The organism is Duganella sp. CF458, assembly GCF_900113115.1.
Taxonomy (GTDB): Bacteria; Pseudomonadota; Gammaproteobacteria; order Burkholderiales; family Burkholderiaceae_D; genus Rugamonas.
Genome location: NZ_FOOF01000002.1, coordinates 263,274 through 280,555, shown reverse-complemented (window position 1 = coordinate 280,555; position 17,282 = coordinate 263,274). Strand labels below are relative to the sequence as shown.

The following is a 17,282-nucleotide window of genomic DNA, read 5'->3' as shown; positions in this document are numbered from 1 at the left end:
ATTATTCCTTACGGGATGCTTTTTCTTCCAGGCCGGACAAGCCTTCGCGGCGCGCCAGCTCATCAAGTACCTGCTGCGGCGACAACTCGAATTGCGCCAGCAGCACCAGCGAATGGAACCACAGGTCGGCGCATTCGTACAGCACTTTCGACGCATCGCCGCTGACGCGGGCGTCTTTCGCCGCCATCACGGTCTCGGTGGCTTCCTCGCCGATCTTTTTCAGGATCGCATCGTCGCCCTTGGAAAACAGCTTGGCGACGTAGGACGACGACGGGTCGCCGCCCTTGCGCGCTTCGATGGTGGCCGCCACGCGGTCCAGTACATTGCTCATTTTTTCACTTCCGCGTAAATCTCTTCAGGGTCTTTCAGCACCGGCTCGGTGTTCTGCCAGTCGCCATTCTCGAACTTGTTGAAGAAGCAGGAATGGCGGCCGGTATGGCAGGCGATATCGCCTGCCTGCTCGATCTTCAGCAGCACCACGTCTTCGTCGCAATCGAGGCGGATTTCCAGCACTTTCTGCACGTGGCCCGACTCTTCGCCCTTGTGCCACAGCTTCTTGCGCGAGCGGCTCCAGTAAACGGCCTCGCCCAGCTCGACGGTTTTGTAGAGCGCATCCCGGTTCATCCACGCGAACATCAGCACATCATTGCTGCCGGCTTCCTGTGCGATGACCGGCACCAGGCCATGCTCGTCCCACTTCACCTTGTTCAGCCATTTGGCTTTGGCGACATTCGCTGCAATTGCGGTGGCCATTGTGTGTTCCCCGAAGTTTAAGAAAGGCGCATGGGGATGCCCTGCGCCGCCATGAATTGCTTGGCTTCCTGTACGGTGTGCTGGCCGTAGTGGAAGATGCTGGCCGCCAGCACCGCATCGGCGTGGCCCAGTTTGACGCCGTCGGCCAGGTCTTGCAGGCCGCCCACGCCGCCCGATGCGATCACCGGGATGTTGACCGCATCGCTCACGGCCCGGGTCAGGCCCAGGTCGAAACCGGACTTGGTGCCGTCGCGGTCCATGCTGGTCAGCAGCAGTTCGCCGGCGCCCAGCTCGGCCATCTTGCGCGCCCATTCGACCGCATCGAGGCCGGTCGCGTTGCGGCCGCCGTGGGTGAACACTTCCCACTTGCCGGGCGCGACGTTCTTGGCGTCGATCGCCACCACGATGCATTGGCTGCCGTGCTTTTGCGATGCTTCGTACACCAGTTGCGGATTGGTTACGGCGGAGGTGTTCATGCTGACCTTGTCGGCGCCGGCATTCAGCAGGCGGCGCACATCGGCCACCTGGCGCACGCCGCCGCCCACGGTCAGCGGGATGAACACTTGCGACGCCACGGCTTCGATGATGTGCAGGATCAGGTCGCGGTTGTCGCTCGAGGCGGTAATGTCGAGGAAGGTCAGTTCGTCCGCCCCTTGCTCGTCGTAACGGCGTGCGATTTCCACCGGGTCGCCGGCGTCGCGCAGTTCGGTGAAGTTGACCCCTTTCACAACGCGGCCATCGGTCACGTCGAGGCAGGGGATGATGCGTTTAGCCAGCATATTTTGTTTACTCTGAAAGTTCGTCGGCACGTTCCTGCGCCGAAGCCAGGTCCAGCGTGCCTTCATAGATCGAACGGCCGCAGATCACGCCTTCGATGCCTTCGTCTTGCACGGCACACAGGGCTTCCACGTCGCCCAGGTTGTGCAGGCCGCCGGAGGCGATGACCGGGATGCGCACCGCCTGCGCCAGGCGCACGGTGGCCTCGATGTTCACGCCGCCCATCATGCCGTCGCGGCCGATGTCGGTGTAGATGATCGATTCGACACCGTAGCCTTCGAACTTCTGCGCCAGGTCGATCACCTCGTGGCCGGACAGCTTGCTCCAGCCGTCGGTCGCCACCTTGCCGTCCTTGGCGTCCAGGCCAACGATGATGTGGCCGGGGAAGGCGCCGCAGGCATCGTGCACGAAGCCGGGGCTCTTCACGGCGGCAGTGCCGATGATGATGTAGCTGATGCCGTCATCGAGGTAGCGCTCGATGGTGTCGAGGTCGCGGATGCCGCCGCCCAGTTGCACCGGGATTTCAGGCAGGTCGAATTCTTCCGCATAGTCTTGCACGGCCCGCAGGATGGACTTCACGGCGCCTTCGTTCTTCGGCTTGCCGGCAAAGGCACCGTTCAGGTCCACCAGGTGCAGGCGGCGCGCGCCTTGCTCGAGCCAATGGCGGGCCATCTTGCCGGGGTCGTCGGAAAAGACGGTTGCAAGTTCCATATCGCCCTGTTTCAGGCGAACGCAGTGACCATCCTTGAGGTCGATAGCAGGAATGAGCAGCATGATGTTGTTCTTGAGGTTAAGGATTCCAGTGGATGAAATTTTTGTACAGTTGCAGGCCGGTGGCGGCACTCTTTTCAGGGTGGAACTGTGTGGCAAAAATATTGTCGCGGGCGACCGCGCAGCAGAATGGCTGGCCGTACACGGTTTCCGCCGCGCTGTGCTGCGCCTGGGCGGGCTGCGCGAAGTAACTGTGCACGAAGTAGAACCACGCATGGTCGGGAATGCCTTCCCACATCGCGTGCGGCGCACGTTGGCGCACCTGGTTCCAGCCCATCTGCGGCACCTTAAAGCGCGAACCGTCTTCCTGCAGCATGCCGTCGAGCTGGAAGCGCACCACCTTGCCGGGCAACAGCCCCAGGCCCGGCGTATTGCCGCCTTCTTCGCTGACGTCGAACAGCATCTGTTCGCCCACGCACACGCCCATCATCGGCTTGCTGGCCGCGGCGCGCATCAGTGCATCGCGCACGCCCGATTCGTCCAGGCTGCGCATGCAGTCGCGCATGGCGCCCTGGCCGGGCAGCACGATGCGTTCGGCGGCATCAATCGCGGCCGGATCGCCGGAAATCAGCACTTCGGCTTCGGGTGCCACTGCGCGCAATGCCTGCGCTACGGAGCGCAGGTTGCCCATGCCGTAATCGACTACTACGATTTTTTTCATGTCAGTCAGCCGTAGTGTCGTTACAGGCTTCCTTTGGTGGACGGGATGGCGCCGGCAGCGCGCGGGTCAAGCTCGCTGGCCATGCGCAGGGCGCGGCCGAAAGCCTTGAACACGGTTTCGCACTGGTGGTGCGCATTGGTGCCGCGCAGGTTGTCGATGTGCAGCGTGACGCCCGCATGGTTGACGAAGCCGCGGAAGAATTCCAGCGTCAGGTCGACGTCGAACGCGCCGATCATCGCGCGGGTGAACGGGATATGGTATTCGATGCCCGGGCGGCCGGAAAAGTCGACGACGACGCGCGACAGCGCTTCATCCAGCGGCACATAGGCGTGGCCGTAGCGGCGGATGCCCTTCTTGTCGCCAATCGCCTTGGCGACCGCCATGCCCAGCGTGATGCCCACGTCTTCCACCGTGTGGTGGTTGTCGATCTGGGTGTCGCCGGTGGCTTCGATATCGAGGTCGATCAGGCCGTGGCGGGCGATCTGGTCCAGCATATGGTCGAGGAAAGGCACGCCCGTGTTCAGCTTCTGGGCGCCGGTGCCATCGAGGTTGATGGCAACGCGGACCTGGGTCTCGCTGGTGTTGCGAGTGATTTCTGCGGTGCGGTTCATGAAAAGCTCTTGGTTTTCGCTTCAGGATGCCAGGGCGGCTTTCAAGCCGTCCAGCATGATTGCGTTTTCCTCGGGCGTGCTGACCGTGATGCGCAGGCAGTTGGCCAGTACATTGTGCATTCTACCCACATTTTTGATCAATACCTTGCGCTCCAACAGTTTGGCATGCGCCTGCTCGGAGTTCGGTACGCGAATGAGGATGAAGTTTGCCGCCGAGGGGAAAACATTGACACCCGGCAAGTTCGCCAGTGCCGCCGACAGCTCGCTGCGCTGTTGGCGCAGCAGGGCGGCTTGCTGATTCAGGACCTCGAGGTGGTCGAGGCAGAATTCGGCGGCGGCCTGGGTCAGGACGTTGACGTTGTAGGGTGGGCGGATCTTGTCGAATTGTTCCAGCAGGGCTGGTGCGCACGACATATAGCCAAGGCGGATGCCCGCCAGGCCAAGTTTCGACAATGTGCGCATGACGATCAGGTTGGGGAATTCCGGCAGGCGGCCCATGAAGCTCTGTTGCGCAAATGGCTCATACGCTTCATCGACGACACACAGGCCCTTGTCGCCCAACGCTCTGATGACTTGCTCGATATCGCCGGCCGGGAACAGGTTGCCGGTCGGGTTGTTCGGGTAGGCCAGGAACACCAGCGCCGGCTGGTGCTGCGCGATCGCCGCCAGCATGGCAGGCAGGTCGAGCGTCAAGTCGGCCGCCAGCGGCACGCCGACGAAGTCCATGCCAGCCACCATGGCGGAGCGCTGGAACATCACGAAGGAAGGCGCGGGCGCCATCATCACGGCGCGGCGTCCTTCCGCCGGTTGCAACGCGCAGGCTTGCGCCATGATGGCGATCAGCTCGTCCGAGCCGTTGCCCAGCATGACGTCATAACCGGCGGGCACGCCGAGCTTGGCGCGCATGCGCTGCTTGATGGTTTCGTAGCTGGCGACCGGGTAGCGGTTCAGCGCAACGCTGGCAATGCGGTTGGCCAGTTCATGATGCAGGTGGCTCGGCAGCACATAGGGATTCTCCATCGCATCCAGCTTGATAAATCCGCTGGCATCCGGCACATGGTAGATGTGGTCGGAACGCACATCCTGGCGGATCGTCTTGGCGATAAGGCTGTCGAGGGACATCTGCATTACTCCTGTTCTAAAACCTCGTTCGGGACAGGCGCCATTTTCGGCCTGCGCCCTCTGCGTGGCGTGGATTTCTGATCCTGCGGGTCAGACGGGACGGCCAACCCGGGCGGGTTGCCGGTTTCGGCAAGCGCCTCCAGGCGCCTCCGCGCTATGTCGCAATACTCGGGATTCAATTCAAAGCCGACAAAATTCCGGCCGCAACGACGGGCGGCAACAGCGGTTGTCCCGCTGCCCATGAACAAGTCCATCACCACGCCATCGGGCGGGCAACTGGCCTTGACCATGCGTTCGATGATTTCCAGCGGCTTTTGCGTCGGGTGGTCGACCCGCTCCGCATGTTCCCGGTGCAGGCGCGATACGCTCCACAGGTCCTTGGGGTTGTAGCCCACTTCCAGCCACTTCGCACCGACGAAGATCGAGCGCGAACGGGCCTTCTTGGTTTCGGCGTCGTACGGGATACGCACGGCGTCGAGGTCGAAGTAATAGTCTTTACGGCGCACGAAGAAACCGATGGTGTCGTGCACCGACGAGAAGCTGCGGGTACTGCCGCCCATGGAAGGCACGCGGCGGTCCCAGATGATTTCGTTCATCATCGTCATGCGCTTTTTCAGCATGACGAAGATCTCCGGCGAGTAGCGCCAGGTCAGGAAGATGTACAGGCTGCCGCTCGGCTTCAGCTTCGGCAGCGCGGCGTCGATCCATGCTTCGGTCCAGGCCAGATAGTCTTCCATCGACTGCTGGTCGGAGGTGTTGCCGTAATCCTTGCCCAGGTTGTAGGGCGGATCGGTCAGGATCAGGTCGACGGCACCATCCGGCACGCGTGCCAGTCCGGCCATCGCGTCCTCACAGTAGACCTGGTTCTTCCAGTCGGTCATTTCAGGCGCAGCTCCGCGCTGCGGGCGTGCGCTTGCAAGCCTTCACCGTAGGCCAGTTCGGCCGCGATCTTGCCCAGCGTCTGCGCGCCGGCTTCGCTGACGTGGATCACCGACGAGCGCTTCTGGAAGTCGTACACGCCCAGCGGCGACGAGAAACGCGCGGTGCGCGAGGTCGGCAGCACGTGGTTCGGGCCGCAGCAATAATCGCCCAGCGATTCGGACGAGAAGCGGCCCAGGAACATGGCGCCGGCGTGGCGGATCCGTTCGGCCCACTGCTGCGGGTTCTCGGCTGAAATTTCCAGGTGTTCGGCGGCGATGCTGTTGGCAATGGCGCAGGCTTCGGCCATGTCGCGCACTTTCACCAACGCGCCGCGGTCGCGCAGCGAGGTCTCGATGACGGCCTTGCGCGGCATGGCCGGCAGCAGCTTGGCGATGCTGGCCTCGACTTGCGCGATGTACCCGGCGTCGGGGCACAGCAGGATGGCTTGCGCCAGTTCGTCGTGTTCCGCTTGCGAGAACAGGTCCATCGCCACCCAGTCAGGGTCGGTGGTGCCGTCGCAGATCACCAGGATCTCGGACGGGCCGGCAATCATGTCGATGCCGACGGTGCCGAACACGCGGCGCTTGGCCGCTGCCACGTAGGCATTGCCCGGGCCGACAATCTTGTCGACCGGCTGGATGGTTTCGGTGCCGTGCGCCAGCGCGGCCACGGCTTGCGCGCCGCCGATGCCGATCACGCGCGTTACGCCGGCAATCGCGGCTGCGGCCAGCACCATCTGGTTCTTCACGCCATCCGGGGTCGGCACCACCATGATGATTTCTTCGACGCCGGCAACCTTGGCCGGCACGGCATTCATCAGCACCGACGAAGGATAGGCGGCCTTGCCGCCGGGAACATAGATGCCGACGCGGTCCAGTGGCGTAATGCGCTGGCCGAGGATGGTGCCGTCGGCTTCGGTGTAGGTGAAACCTTGCAGCTCCTGCTTCTGGCGTTGGTGGAAGGCGCCGATGCGGTCGGCGGCGGTTTGCAGCGCGCTGCGCTGCGCGGCAGGCAGGGCGGCCAGTGCCGCGTCCAGCTCCTGCTGGCCGATGTCGAAATCGGCCATGCCGGCGGCGCTCATGCGGTCGAAGCGGTTGGTGTATTCCAGCACCGCCTGGTCGCCGCGTGCGCGCACGTCCGCGATGATTTTCGCGACGGCGCTTTCAATGGCGTCATCGGTTTCAGCCTCAAAGGCCAGCAGCGCGTCGAGCGTCTCCTGGAAGTCGTCTTGCGTGGAGTCGAGTTTGCGGATCATGTGCGGGACGCCGAAGCGCGTTCGAAAGCTTCAATAATCGGTTGCAAGCGGGCGCGCTTCAGTTTCATCGCGGCCTGGTTCACGACCAGCCGCGAAGAAATTTCCATGATCTCTTCCACTTCCACCAAGTGGTTGGCGCGCAGCGTGCTGCCGGTCGAGACCACGTCGACAATCGCGTCGGACAGGCCGACCAGCGGCGCCAGCTCCATCGAGCCATACAGCTTGATCAGGTCGACGTGCACGCCCTTCTTGCCGAAGTGCTCGCGCGCGATCGAGGTGAACTTGGTGGCCACGCGCAGGCGCGCGCCCTGGCGCACCGCGGTCTCGTAATCGAAGCCGGCCCGCGTCGCCACCGACATGCGGCATTTGGCGATGTGCAGGTCCACCGGCTGGTACAGTCCTTCGCCGCCGTGTTCCAGCAAGACGTCCTTGCCCGCCACGCCGAAATCCGCCGCGCCATGCTGCACATAGGTCGGCACGTCGGATGCGCGCACGATCAGTACGCGAATGCCAGGGTCCGAAGTAGGCAGGATCAACTTGCGGGAGGTTTCCGGATTTTCGGTGACGGTGATGCCGGCCGCTTCCAGCAGCGGCATCGTGTCTTCAAAAATCCGGCCTTTCGACAGGGCGAGGATAAGGTCCATGGTTACTTAAGTCGGGTGATATTGGCGCCAACGGCGGACAGCTTCACTTCCATGCGGTCATAGCCGCGGTCCAGGTGGTAAATGCGGTCCACCAGGGTCTCGCCCTTGGCAGCCAGGCCGGCGATCACCAGCGAGGCCGATGCGCGCAGGTCGGTCGCCATGACAGGCGCGCCAATCAGTTGCTCGACGCCGTCGATGTAAGCGGTGTTGCCGTCGATGGAGATCTTCGAGCCCAGGCGGTTCATTTCCTGCACGTGCATGAAGCGGTTCTCGAAGATCGTCTCGGTCACCTTGCTGCTGCCCCCGGCGATCAGGTTCACCGCCATGAATTGCGCCTGCATATCGGTCGGGAAGCCCGGGTATTCGGTGGTGCGGAAGGAAACCGGTTTCGGGCGCTGGTCCATCCTGGCGCGGATCCAGGTGTCGCCCACGGTCAGCTCCACGCCCATTTCGCGCAGCTTGTCCAGCGCCACGTCGAAGATGTCGGTGCGGGTATTGCGGATGGTGATGTCGCCGCCGGCGGCTGCGACCGCGCACAGGAAGGTCGCCGCTTCGATACGGTCGGAGATCACATCGTGCTTGGCGCCATGCAGTTCCGGCACGCCCTGGATCACCAGGCGATCGGTGCCGATCCCTTCGATTCTGGCGCCCATCGCCACCAGCATGTTGGCCAGGTCGGTCACTTCCGGCTCGCGCGCGGCGTTTTCCAGGACGGTCTCGCCTTCGGCCAGGGTGGCCGCCATCAGCAGGTTCTCGGTGCCGGTCACGGTGATCATGTCGGTGACGATACGCGTGCCCTTCAGCTTCTTGCACTTGGCGTAGATATAGCCGCCGTCAATGGTAATGTCCGCGCCCATCGCGCGCAGGCCCTTGATGTGCTGGTCAACCGGGCGCGAACCGATCGCGCAGCCGCCCGGCAGCGACACCTTGGCTTCGCCGAAACGCGCCAGCAGCGGACCCAGTACCAGGATCGACGCGCGCATGGTCTTCACCAGTTCGTACGGCGCTTCGCACTTGTCGATCTTCGAACCGTTCAGCGTAACCTTCTCGCCGTCCTGCTGGACCGACAAGCCGGTCTGGCGCAGCAGCTTGAGCATGGTCGCCACATCGTGCAGCAGTGGCACATTGGTCAGCTCCAGGTCGCCTGCGGTCAGCAGGCCGGCGCACAGGATAGGCAAGGCAGCGTTCTTGGCGCCGGAAATCTTGATGTCGCCGACCAGGCGTTTGCCGCCGGTGATGAGCAGTTTGTCCATTTTGTTCTTATCCTTGGAATTCTTCTGGAGTCAGGGTTTTCATCGACAGGGCATGAATCTCTTCGCGCATGCGGTCACCCAGCGCGGCATACACCAGCTGGTGGCGCTGGATCGGGCGCTTGCCGGCAAAGGCGGGCGACACGATCACGGCCTGGAAGTGCTGGCCGTCGCCTTCCACTTGCAGGTGGGTGCATTCAAGGCCGGCAGCGATGTAGCTGTGGATTGCTTCTGGAGTTGTGGTCACTTTGAATTCCTCAATAAATCAGTGGCGCAGGCGATAGCCGCTGCGCAGAAGTTTGATGGCGAGCAGCGCCAGCACCACCAGGAAGGCGGAGACGATGGCGACGCTGATCCACGGGTTCACGTCGGACTGCCCGAAGAAGCCATAGCGGAAGCCGTCGATCATGTAGAAGAACGGGTTCGCGTGCGATATGGCCAGCCAGAACGGCGGCAGCGAATGGATCGAATAGAACACGCCGGCCAGGAAGGTCAGCGGCACGATCAGGAAATTCTGGAAGGCGGCCAGCTGGTCGAACTTCTCGGCCCAGATACCGGCGATCAGGCCCATGGTGCCGAGGATGGCCGCGCCCAGCAGTGCGAACACCAGGATCCACAGCGGCGCTGTAAAGCTCAGGTGCGCGAACCAGGCGGTAATCGCGAACACGCCGAAACCGACCGTGATGCCGCGCACCATCGAGGCCAGCACGTAGGCGGAGAAAATTTCCCAATGCGACAAGGGCGTCAGCAGCACGAACACCAGGTTGCCGGTGATCTTGGACTGGATCAGCGAGGACGAGGAGTTGGCGAAGGAATTCTGCAACACGCTCATCATCACCAGGCCCGGGATCAGGAAGGCGGTGTAGGTCACGCCCGGATACACCTCGACCCGGCCCGACAGCACATGCCCGAAGATCAGCAGGTACAGCATGGCGGTCAGGATTGGCGCGGCAATCGTCTGCGTGGCGACCTTGTAGAAGCGCAGCGTCTCTTTGTAGACCAGGGTGCGGAAGCCGGTGGTGATCATACGATGTTCTCGTCCATGATTTGCAGGAAGATGTCTTCCAGGTCGGCTTGCTGCAACTGCATCTCGTCGATGCTGATGCCGCCCTGCCGCAGGCGCGCCAGGATGCCTTCCACTTCCGCATAATCGTTGATGCGCAGGCTGTACTTGTTGTCTTCCGGCGGATGGTTCAGCAGCGGCCGCAGCTCTTCCGGCAGCGAGTTGTGCGGCAGGTGCAGCACCAGTTGCGAACCGGAGATGCGGCGGATCAGCTGCGACATGGTATCCAGCGCCACCACCTTGCCCAGCTTGAGCATGGCGACGCGCTTGCACATGGCTTGCGCCTCTTCCAGGTAGTGCGTGGTCAGCACGATGGTGTGGCCTTCGCGGTTCAGGCGCGAAATAAACTTCCACAGCGTCTGCCGCAGCTCCACGTCGACGCCCGCGGTCGGTTCGTCCAGCACGATGACGGGCGGCTTGTGCACCAGCGCCTGCGCGACCAGCACGCGGCGCTTCATGCCGCCGGACAGGGCGCGCATATTGGTGTCGGCCTTGTTGGCCAGGCCGAGTTCCTCCATCACCTCGTCGATCCACTTGTCGTTGTTGCCCAGGCCGAAGTAGCCGGACTGCAGGCGCAGCGTTTCGCGCACCGTGAAGAAGGGATCGAACACCAGTTCCTGCGGCACCACGCCCAACTTGCGCCGTGCTGCGCGGAAGTCGGACACCACATCGTGGCCATGGATCTTCACGCTGCCGGCATCGGCGCGGATCAAGCCGGCGATGATGGAGATCAGGGTCGTCTTGCCCGCGCCATTCGGTCCAAGCAGGCCAAAGAACTCACCCTCTTCGATTTTCAGTGACACGCCGCCAAGCGCCTGCAGCGCCTTGTAGCGCTTCTGGACGTTGCTGATTTCGATTGCTGTCATGCTTACTTGTATAGATAACTGGGACAACGATGACCGTTGTAAAGGCGCGCGCTCAACAAGCGCGGTAGACGGTCAATTATATTGGAAATTTGGTCCGGGCTCGCCGAGTCGGCGATTTCCGGTGTCAGGTGCTGACAGGCGCAGCCTGTTGGCCCCTGATACCGGCTAGATACGGCGGGCCAGATACGAGGATTAGGCGGGGGTCAATGATGATGCAGGTCGGCGGGCGACACGAGCGTGCACACGCCGTAGAGCTTGGTCAAGCTCTGGAGCTGTCCTGGCAGGTTGCGCAGTTCCAGCTTGATGCCGTGTTGAACGGCAGCGCGCTGCCATGCCAGCATGACTGACACGGCAGCGGAGTCCACTGCTTCCACCTGGCCCAGGTCGAACACGGTTTGGCCCGCGCGCAGCGCAGCCAGTCCGTGAGCCAGCGCCTCCGTGGCGTTGGCCACGGTCAGCGATTTCAGCGCGAGCTGATTGGAAGCAATGGTATCAGGCATTATTTACCTGCAGTCTTCAGTGGCTTGGAAGCCAGCTTCTTGTTCTTTTCGGACAGGGTCTTGATCAGGCCGTCGATGCCGCCTTTCGAGATTTCCGAAGCGAAGGTGCCTTTGTAGGCTTCCACCAGCCAGGCGCCCAGCACATTGATGTCATAGATCTTCCAGCCGGCATCGGTCTTGGCGACGCGGTAGTTCAGCTGGATCGGCTCGCCGCGTGCCTGGTTCACCTGGGAACGCACTTCCACTTCGGTGTCGCCTGGGGACGAACGCATCGGCTTGAAATCGACGGTCTGGTCTTTCACCTGGGACAGGGCGCCCGAGTAGGTGAAGATCAGCAGGGTGCGGAATTCGGCAGCCAGTTGCTTTTGCTGGTCCGGGGTCGCTTCACGCCAGTAGCGGCCGGCGGCCAGCGAAGTCATGCGCTGGAAGTCGACGTAAGGCAGGATCTTGGTTTCCACCAGGTCCATGACTTTCTTCTGGTTGCCGGCCTGGATCTCCTTGTCGGACTTGGCGGTTTCCAGCACTTCGGAGCTGATGCGCTTGACCAGTGCGTCCGGCGCTTCGTTGGCAGGAGCAGGAGCGGCAAATGCGCTGGTGGCGAAAGCTACCGTTGCGACCGCGATCAGTTGTTTGATCAGTTTCATTGTTCTTTACCTATGTAGGGTTGTGTTCCGGATCACAGGCTGGGTTTGGTTTCAGCCGGTTCCGGCATTATAGCCTGAGGCTGCTTTGGCGCCTCGTCCTCCACTTCAGGCTGCTTTTGCTTGTCCTGCGGACCGTCTTCACCATCGTAAACCTGGCTGTTACGGCGTTGCATCCAACCGTCACGGATGAACTCGTAGCGGTCGAGGGCGGCATCTTCCAGCAGCGTGGACGCGTCCAGCAGGGCTGCGCGCTGGTCCACAACACGGGTAACGGTGCCGATGTTGCGCACGTTGACAGGATCTTTGTATTGCCATGGATCGGCGGAGATATCGGCCGGCAGGGCGACCGTGTCGCGCACCGTGGACGGGCCCAGCAGCGGCAGCATCACGTAAGGGCCGGACGGCACCCCCCACGAACCCAGGGTCTGGCCGAAATCTTCTTTGTGTTTTTGCAAACCTGCTTCGGAAGCAATATCGAGCACGCCCAGCAGGCCGAAGGTCGAGTTCATCGCCACCCGCATCAAGTCGGACATGCCATCGCCAACCTTGCCTTGCAGCAGGTTGTTGGCGGCGGTCCAGACGTCGGCCAGGTTGCCGAAGAAATTGCTCACGCCGGTCTGGAAGAAGCCCGGGGTGACGTTCTTGTAGACGGTGGCGGTCGGCTTCAGCGCGTACTCGTCCACCTTGTCGTTGAAGTTGAAGACGGCGCGGTTATAGCCTTCGTACGGGTCGCGCGGGTTGGGACCGGCACAGCCGCCCAGGGTACCAACTACGGCCAGGCTCACGGCAAGGGTACGGAATTTGCTCATTGGGAGTCCTTTCCTTCGGCTGCCTTGCTATAGATGAACTGGTTGATCAAGTCCTCCAGCACGGTTGCGGACTGGGTGCGGGCAATGCGGTCGCCGGCGACCAGGTTCTTGTCGTCGCCACCGGCTTCGATACCGATGTATTGCTCGCCCAGCAGACCGGCGGTCAGGATCTTGGCCGAGCTGTCCTTCGGGAATTTGAAGCCTTCTTCCATGTCCAGCGTCACCACGGCTTTGTACACCTTGTCGTCGAAGCCGACCGATGCAACGCGGCCTACCACCACGCCGGATGCCTTGACGGCAGCCTGCGGGCGCAGCGAACCGATATTGTCGAAGCGGGCGGTCACCTGGTAGGTCTTGCCCATGGTCATGGAACCGAGGTTGCCTGCCTTCAGGGCCAGGAACATCAGCGCGGCAGCGCCCATAACGATGAACAGGCCAACCCAAACGTCGAGAGATTTACGTTGCATATCAAATCCTATAATCAGCGAGCTACTTTATTACTTACTAAACATCAGCGCCGTCAGCATGAAGTCGAGCCACCAGATCATCAGGGAAGAGATGACCACCGTGCGCGTCGTCGCACCGGAAACGTCTTCCGGGGTGGGCTGGGCTTCATAGCCCTGGTACAGCGCGATATAAGTGATGGCTACGCCGAACACCACACTTTTCACGAATCCATTGAATACGTCTTTCCACACGTCTACGCCGCCTTGCATCTGCGACCAGAACGCGCCTTCGTCGACACCGATCAGCCCAACGCCGATCAGGTAGCCACCGAGGATACCGACCGCGCTGAACATGCCGGTCAGCAGCGGCACCGAAATCACGCCTGCCCAGAAGCGCGGCGCCAGCACGCGCTGGATTGGATTCACGGCCATCATTTCCATGGCGGACAGTTGTTCTCCGGCCTTCATCAGGCCGATCTCCGCGGTCAGCGAAGTCCCGGCGCGGCCGGCGAACAGCAGGGCCGTGATCACCGGGCCCAGTTCGCGGGTCAGGCCCAAGGCTACCAGCAAGCCCAGCGACTCTGACGCACCGTATTTATTGAGCGTGTAGTAACCCTGCAGGCCCAGCACCATGCCGACGAACAGGCCGGACAGGATAATGATCAACAGCGAATAGTTACCGATCACATGCAGCTGCTCAACCAGCAGGCGCGGGCGGCGCAGCAGGCCGGGCGACAGCCCCAGCATGGTAAAGAAAGTACGGGCGGAAAGGCCAATGCTTTCCACGTAGTCGCGTGCGCCACCACCCACGCTCAGCAGGAAACGGCGCATCATTTGCGGACTCCCAGGCCCAGGTCTTCGGCCAGCGTTTTGCCCGGATAGTGGAAGGGCACAGGGCCATCCGCTTCCGCGTGCACGAATTGCTTCACGTAAGGATCAGTCGAAACCATCATGTCAGCCGGTGTGCCGTGGGCAACGATCTTGCCCTGCGACAGGAAATACACATAGTCGGCGATCATGAACGACTCTTTCACGTCGTGCGACACCAGGATCGTGGTCGAACCGAGCGCATCGTTCAGGTTGCGGATCAGGTTGGCAGTCACGCCCATCGAGATCGGGTCGAGGCCGGCGAACGGCTCGTCATACATGATCAGTTGCGGGTCCAGCGCGATCGAACGCGCCAGCGCCACGCGGCGCGCCATGCCGCCCGAGATTTCGCCCGGCTTCAGCTTGGCAGCGTTGCGCAAGCCCACCGAGTGCAGCTTCATCAGCACCAGGTCGCGGATCAGTTCTTCCGGCAGGTCGGTATGTTCGCGCAGCGGGAAGGCGACGTTTTCGTACACGGTCAGGTCGGTGAACAGCGCGCCATGCTGGAACAGCATGCCCATTTTGCGGCGCAGCACGTAGAGTTCCTTGGTCTTCAACTGGTGAACGACCTGGCCCTCCACGCTGACGGTACCTTTTTGCGGACGGATCTGGCCGCCGACCAGACGCAGGACGGTGGTTTTGCCGCTGCCGGAACCACCCATGACAGCAACGACTTTCCCTCGAGGAAAGTCCATATGGAGACCGGACAGGATCGCCCGCTTTCCATAGCTGAAGTGTAAGTCACGGATTTCGACTAAATTTGGCACAGATGTCGCTCTTTGTTCTTGAGGCCACATTGTAATTCAGAAACGGTTCTCTCTGCTTGGAGCCCCGTAGCGGCCCAGGTGGCACGGCTAAAGAGGCAAATTTTACAACACTAATAACCGGCAGGTCAGCAATTTACAAATTGAAACGCATGTTGACCGGTGTTCAGTGCTGCAAGGCAGCAAATTCCTGCTATTTTAATAACTTTGGCTCATTAAGAGGAAAAAAGGCATGAAAATTCGTCGGACGGTTCTTGCGTGTTCCCTGGCGGCTATCTCGGTCCAGGCCTGGGCGGAAAGCGACAAGATCGAAGTTGTCACCGTGACCGCGCAAAAGCGTAAGGAAGATCCGAACAAGGTGGCAATGAGTATCTCCGCCATCAGCGGCAACTCCCTGCAGGCGCAACAGGTGGACGATTTCACCGACCTGACGCGCGCCGTGCCGAATATTTCCTTCACCGCCGCCACCGGCAATGGCGGCGCCGGTCCGGGCACCTCCAATATCGAGATTCGCGGCATCAGTTCCGCAGCCGGCCAGGCTACCGTCGGCATCTATCTGGGCGACGTCTCGCTGACCGTGGGCAACCTGTACACCATGGGGACGGTGGAACCCAAGTTCTTCGACATCGACCGGGTGGAAGTGCTGCGCGGCCCGCAAGCCACGCTGTATGGCGCCAGCTCGATGGGCGGCACCATCAAGTTCGTGCCGAACGAGCCGGACCTGAAAGAGCGCGAAATCAGCGCCTACGCCGAAGCCTCCGCTACCAAAGGCGGCAGCCCAGGCTACTCCACCAACGTGGTCGGCAACTTCCCGCTGGTCGCCAATGAACTGGCACTGCGCATCGGCGCCCAGGCCCAGCGCTCCGGCGGCTTCATCGACCAGGTGGACGGCGACGGCAATGTGCTTGCCAGCGACATCAACAAGATCAAGGACCAGGAATTGCGGGTGGCGCTGAAATGGGCGCCGACGCGCGACCTGACCATTACGCCGTCCATCTACTATCAGCGCGTGGACGCCAAGGATATCGCCGCCTTCAACCTGGACCGCCCGCCATACCACGCGCAGAAGCAGGTGCGCGAGCCTTCCATCGACAAGCTGCTGACACCGAACCTGGCGGTCAACTGGGACCTGGGCGGGGCTGACCTGACTTCCAGCACCAGCTACTTCCAGCGCAAATTCGACCGCCAGCAGAACGGCTCGGCCTATAACAGCTATTCCCTCTCCACGTTCCTGACTTCGACCGACGACGGCGGCAAAGCGCCGCCGGAACTGATCGAAGCCATTGCCGGCTTGCCGTCCACGGTCTATTTGAACAATGCCGTGCGCCAGATTTCGCAGGAGTTCCGCCTCGCCTCCAAACCCTACGATGCCGCACGCTCGCCGTGGACCTGGCTGGGCGGCTTCTATTTCTCGAACCAGCACACCAACCTGAATGAGAACGATCCTATTCACGGCGTGACGTCGACGTTCGAGAAATTCGGCTTTTCCATCGACGATCCCGAGCTGCTGCCGGACGCTTATCCCGGCGCCTTCCCGAACGACAATTCCTTCGCCGGGGAGTTCCACTATCGCGAAAAACAGAGCTCAATCTTCGGCGAAGTGAATTACTACTTCTCGCCGACGTTGCACGCCACGGTCGGCGCTCGTTACCTCAAGGCGAAATCCGCACTGGCCCAACGCAACAGCAACTATCTGGCAGGTGCCGGAAACAACAGCAGCACCAACCTGTCGTCGCACGCTTTCACGCCGAAGTATGCAGTGACCTGGGAAGCCGCGCCCGAGCACACCATTTACGGCTCGATCGCCAAAGGCTTCCGCCTGGGCGGCTCCAATGTCTTTGTGCCGCCGACCACCTGCGGCCCCGACCTGGAAGAAAACGGCCTCACCGAAGGCCCGGCTACCTATTCACCGGACAGCCTGTGGAGCTATGAAGTCGGCAGCAAATCGCGCTTCCTCGGCGGCCGCGTCGCTGTCAACGCCGATGTGTTCTATGTAAAGTGGAAGAACATCCAGCAGGGCGTCTACCTGCCTACCTGCGCCTATACCTACAACGCCAACGCCGGCAACGCCACCAGCAAGGGTTTCGAATTCGACATCAAGGCCAAGCCGATGGCAGGCCTGACCCTGAGCGCGGCGGGTGGCTATGTGAAGGCTGAACTGTCGAACGACGACGGCATCGCCAACGGCGTGGTCGGCGCAATCAATGGCGCACAAGTGCAGGGCGTACCGAAGTACAACGGCACCGTCAGCGCACAATACAACTTCTCGACTGCCAGCGGCCGCAGCGCCTTTGTGATGGGCGGCGTGCAGTGGGTCGGCCCAAGCAAAGGCTCGCTGAATCCCGAGCAGACCGACTACCAGCGACCGGGCTACCACACCGTCAACTTCAGCACCGGTATCTCGCTTGACCGCTACCAGTTGACGGCATTCGTCAAGAACGCCTTCGATGAAGACAAGGTAATCCAGCATCCGCAGGTCGCCTCGATCGTGCAGGGCTATCGACTGGCGCCACGCAGCATCGGCATGAGCATCGCCGCGAAATTCTGAAAAGCGACAC

The 17,282-nt window shown here is 61.8% G+C and carries 21 protein-coding genes; 1 reads left to right on the top strand and 20 read right to left on the bottom strand.

Annotated features, from left to right (window positions below; all coding sequences use genetic code 11):
* Window position 1: 1 nt before the first annotated feature.
* From BM269_RS04520 to BM269_RS04425, 20 genes are all read right to left on the bottom strand, one after another.
* Window positions 2-331, bottom strand: a complete 330-nt coding sequence (locus BM269_RS04520) for a phosphoribosyl-ATP diphosphatase (protein WP_090435838.1) — start codon at window positions 329-331, stop codon at window positions 2-4.
* Entirely contained in the window at window positions 328-753 is a 426-nt protein-coding gene (hisI, locus tag BM269_RS04515) for a phosphoribosyl-AMP cyclohydrolase (protein ID WP_090435837.1), read from the bottom strand. Before hisI ends, BM269_RS04520 begins: the two co-directional genes overlap by 4 nt.
* A gap of 17 nt (window positions 754-770) precedes the next feature.
* Window positions 771-1,532 carry an imidazole glycerol phosphate synthase subunit HisF gene (hisF, locus tag BM269_RS04510; protein WP_090435836.1) on the bottom strand — a complete coding sequence of 254 codons (762 nt, stop codon included), beginning with the start codon at window positions 1,530-1,532 and terminating at the stop codon, window positions 771-773.
* A gap of 7 nt (window positions 1,533-1,539) precedes the next feature.
* A complete protein-coding gene (gene hisA, locus BM269_RS04505) occupies window positions 1,540-2,304 on the bottom strand; it encodes a 1-(5-phosphoribosyl)-5-[(5-phosphoribosylamino)methylideneamino]imidazole-4-carboxamide isomerase (RefSeq protein ID WP_090435835.1) in 765 nt (254 codons plus the stop codon).
* A 16-nt stretch (window positions 2,305-2,320) separates the two neighbouring features.
* The gene (gene hisH / locus BM269_RS04500; protein ID WP_090435834.1) at window positions 2,321-2,962 is read right to left on the bottom strand and encodes an imidazole glycerol phosphate synthase subunit HisH; all 642 of its coding nucleotides are present in this window, start codon (window positions 2,960-2,962) and stop codon (window positions 2,321-2,323) included.
* A gap of 20 nt (window positions 2,963-2,982) precedes the next feature.
* Window positions 2,983-3,573: an imidazoleglycerol-phosphate dehydratase HisB gene (hisB, locus tag BM269_RS04495; protein ID WP_090435833.1), complete on the bottom strand. Its 591-nt coding sequence runs from the start codon at window positions 3,571-3,573 to the stop codon at window positions 2,983-2,985.
* Between the two features lie 21 nt (window positions 3,574-3,594).
* The gene (gene hisC / locus BM269_RS04490; protein WP_090435981.1) at window positions 3,595-4,695 is read right to left on the bottom strand and encodes a histidinol-phosphate transaminase; all 1,101 of its coding nucleotides are present in this window, start codon (window positions 4,693-4,695) and stop codon (window positions 3,595-3,597) included.
* Between the two features lie 5 nt (window positions 4,696-4,700).
* Window positions 4,701-5,576 (bottom strand): DNA-methyltransferase, encoded by an 876-nt coding sequence (locus tag BM269_RS04485; protein ID WP_090435832.1) that lies wholly within the window; start codon window positions 5,574-5,576, stop codon window positions 4,701-4,703.
* A complete protein-coding gene (gene hisD / locus BM269_RS04480; RefSeq protein ID WP_090435831.1) occupies window positions 5,573-6,871 on the bottom strand; it encodes a histidinol dehydrogenase in 1,299 nt (432 codons plus the stop codon). Before hisD ends, BM269_RS04485 begins: the two co-directional genes overlap by 4 nt.
* Window positions 6,868-7,515, bottom strand: coding sequence for an ATP phosphoribosyltransferase (hisG, locus tag BM269_RS04475; protein WP_090435830.1), 648 nt, complete (start codon window positions 7,513-7,515; stop codon window positions 6,868-6,870). The genes hisD and hisG overlap by 4 nt, the downstream gene beginning before the upstream one ends.
* A gap of 2 nt (window positions 7,516-7,517) precedes the next feature.
* On the bottom strand, window positions 7,518-8,768 hold the full coding sequence (murA, locus tag BM269_RS04470) for a UDP-N-acetylglucosamine 1-carboxyvinyltransferase (RefSeq protein ID WP_090435829.1): 1,251 nt from the start codon (window positions 8,766-8,768) through the stop codon (window positions 7,518-7,520).
* Between the two features lie 7 nt (window positions 8,769-8,775).
* The gene (locus tag BM269_RS04465; RefSeq protein ID WP_028103535.1) at window positions 8,776-9,012 is read right to left on the bottom strand and encodes a BolA family protein; all 237 of its coding nucleotides are present in this window, start codon (window positions 9,010-9,012) and stop codon (window positions 8,776-8,778) included.
* 18 nt (window positions 9,013-9,030) lie between these two features.
* A complete protein-coding gene (locus tag BM269_RS04460; protein WP_090435828.1) occupies window positions 9,031-9,792 on the bottom strand; it encodes an ABC transporter permease in 762 nt (253 codons plus the stop codon).
* A complete protein-coding gene (locus BM269_RS04455; protein ID WP_090435827.1) occupies window positions 9,789-10,694 on the bottom strand; it encodes an ABC transporter ATP-binding protein in 906 nt (301 codons plus the stop codon). Before BM269_RS04455 ends, BM269_RS04460 begins: the two co-directional genes overlap by 4 nt.
* Before the next feature lie 203 nt (window positions 10,695-10,897).
* Window positions 10,898-11,194 carry an STAS domain-containing protein gene (locus BM269_RS04450; RefSeq protein ID WP_090435826.1) on the bottom strand — a complete coding sequence of 99 codons (297 nt, stop codon included), beginning with the start codon at window positions 11,192-11,194 and terminating at the stop codon, window positions 10,898-10,900.
* Window positions 11,194-11,838 (bottom strand): MlaC/ttg2D family ABC transporter substrate-binding protein, encoded by a 645-nt coding sequence (locus BM269_RS04445; RefSeq protein WP_090435825.1) that lies wholly within the window; start codon window positions 11,836-11,838, stop codon window positions 11,194-11,196. The genes BM269_RS04450 and BM269_RS04445 overlap by 1 nt, the downstream gene beginning before the upstream one ends.
* A gap of 32 nt (window positions 11,839-11,870) precedes the next feature.
* Window positions 11,871-12,647 (bottom strand): MlaA family lipoprotein, encoded by a 777-nt coding sequence (locus tag BM269_RS04440; protein ID WP_090435824.1) that lies wholly within the window; start codon window positions 12,645-12,647, stop codon window positions 11,871-11,873.
* Complete coding sequence (mlaD, locus tag BM269_RS04435; RefSeq protein ID WP_090435823.1) at window positions 12,644-13,114, bottom strand: outer membrane lipid asymmetry maintenance protein MlaD; 471 nt, start codon at window positions 13,112-13,114, stop codon at window positions 12,644-12,646. Before mlaD ends, BM269_RS04440 begins: the two co-directional genes overlap by 4 nt.
* Before the next feature lie 30 nt (window positions 13,115-13,144).
* Window positions 13,145-13,927, bottom strand: a complete 783-nt coding sequence (gene mlaE, locus BM269_RS04430) for a lipid asymmetry maintenance ABC transporter permease subunit MlaE (RefSeq protein WP_090435822.1) — start codon at window positions 13,925-13,927, stop codon at window positions 13,145-13,147.
* Window positions 13,924-14,727, bottom strand: a complete 804-nt coding sequence (locus tag BM269_RS04425; protein WP_090435821.1) for an ABC transporter ATP-binding protein — start codon at window positions 14,725-14,727, stop codon at window positions 13,924-13,926. The genes mlaE and BM269_RS04425 overlap by 4 nt, the downstream gene beginning before the upstream one ends.
* A 229-nt stretch (window positions 14,728-14,956) precedes the next feature.
* Here BM269_RS04425 and BM269_RS04420 point away from each other — a divergent pair, with 229 nt between their 5' ends.
* Window positions 14,957-17,272 carry a TonB-dependent receptor gene (locus BM269_RS04420; RefSeq protein WP_090435820.1) on the top strand — a complete coding sequence of 772 codons (2,316 nt, stop codon included), beginning with the start codon at window positions 14,957-14,959 and terminating at the stop codon, window positions 17,270-17,272.
* The last annotated feature ends 10 nt before the right edge of the window (window positions 17,273-17,282 follow it).

Bases quoted from the DNA above. Each gene is read 5' to 3' on its own strand.
- BM269_RS04520 (WP_090435838.1), bottom strand. From the start codon at position 331: ATGAGCAATGTACTGGACCGCGTGGCGGCCACCATCGAAGCGCGCAAG.
- hisI (WP_090435837.1), bottom strand. From the start codon at position 753: ATGGCCACCGCAATTGCAGCGAATGTCGCCAAAGCCAAATGGCTGAAC.
- hisF (WP_090435836.1), bottom strand. From the start codon at position 1,532: ATGCTGGCTAAACGCATCATCCCCTGCCTCGACGTGACCGATGGCCGC.
- hisA (WP_090435835.1), bottom strand. From the start codon at position 2,304: ATGCTGCTCATTCCTGCTATCGACCTCAAGGATGGTCACTGCGTTCGC.
- hisH (WP_090435834.1), bottom strand. From the start codon at position 2,962: ATGAAAAAAATCGTAGTAGTCGATTACGGCATGGGCAACCTGCGCTCC.
- hisB (WP_090435833.1), bottom strand. From the start codon at position 3,573: ATGAACCGCACCGCAGAAATCACTCGCAACACCAGCGAGACCCAGGTC.
- hisC (WP_090435981.1), bottom strand. From the start codon at position 4,695: ATGTCCCTCGACAGCCTTATCGCCAAGACGATCCGCCAGGATGTGCGT.
- BM269_RS04485 (WP_090435832.1), bottom strand. From the start codon at position 5,576: ATGACCGACTGGAAGAACCAGGTCTACTGTGAGGACGCGATGGCCGGA.
- hisD (WP_090435831.1), bottom strand. From the start codon at position 6,871: ATGATCCGCAAACTCGACTCCACGCAAGACGACTTCCAGGAGACGCTC.
- hisG (WP_090435830.1), bottom strand. From the start codon at position 7,515: ATGGACCTTATCCTCGCCCTGTCGAAAGGCCGGATTTTTGAAGACACG.
- murA (WP_090435829.1), bottom strand. From the start codon at position 8,768: ATGGACAAACTGCTCATCACCGGCGGCAAACGCCTGGTCGGCGACATC.
- BM269_RS04460 (WP_090435828.1), bottom strand. From the start codon at position 9,792: ATGATCACCACCGGCTTCCGCACCCTGGTCTACAAAGAGACGCTGCGC.
- BM269_RS04455 (WP_090435827.1), bottom strand. From the start codon at position 10,694: ATGACAGCAATCGAAATCAGCAACGTCCAGAAGCGCTACAAGGCGCTG.
- BM269_RS04450 (WP_090435826.1), bottom strand. From the start codon at position 11,194: ATGCCTGATACCATTGCTTCCAATCAGCTCGCGCTGAAATCGCTGACC.
- BM269_RS04445 (WP_090435825.1), bottom strand. From the start codon at position 11,838: ATGAAACTGATCAAACAACTGATCGCGGTCGCAACGGTAGCTTTCGCC.
- BM269_RS04440 (WP_090435824.1), bottom strand. From the start codon at position 12,647: ATGAGCAAATTCCGTACCCTTGCCGTGAGCCTGGCCGTAGTTGGTACC.
- mlaD (WP_090435823.1), bottom strand. From the start codon at position 13,114: ATGCAACGTAAATCTCTCGACGTTTGGGTTGGCCTGTTCATCGTTATG.
- mlaE (WP_090435822.1), bottom strand. From the start codon at position 13,927: ATGATGCGCCGTTTCCTGCTGAGCGTGGGTGGTGGCGCACGCGACTAC.
- BM269_RS04420 (WP_090435820.1), top strand. From the start codon at position 14,957: ATGAAAATTCGTCGGACGGTTCTTGCGTGTTCCCTGGCGGCTATCTCG.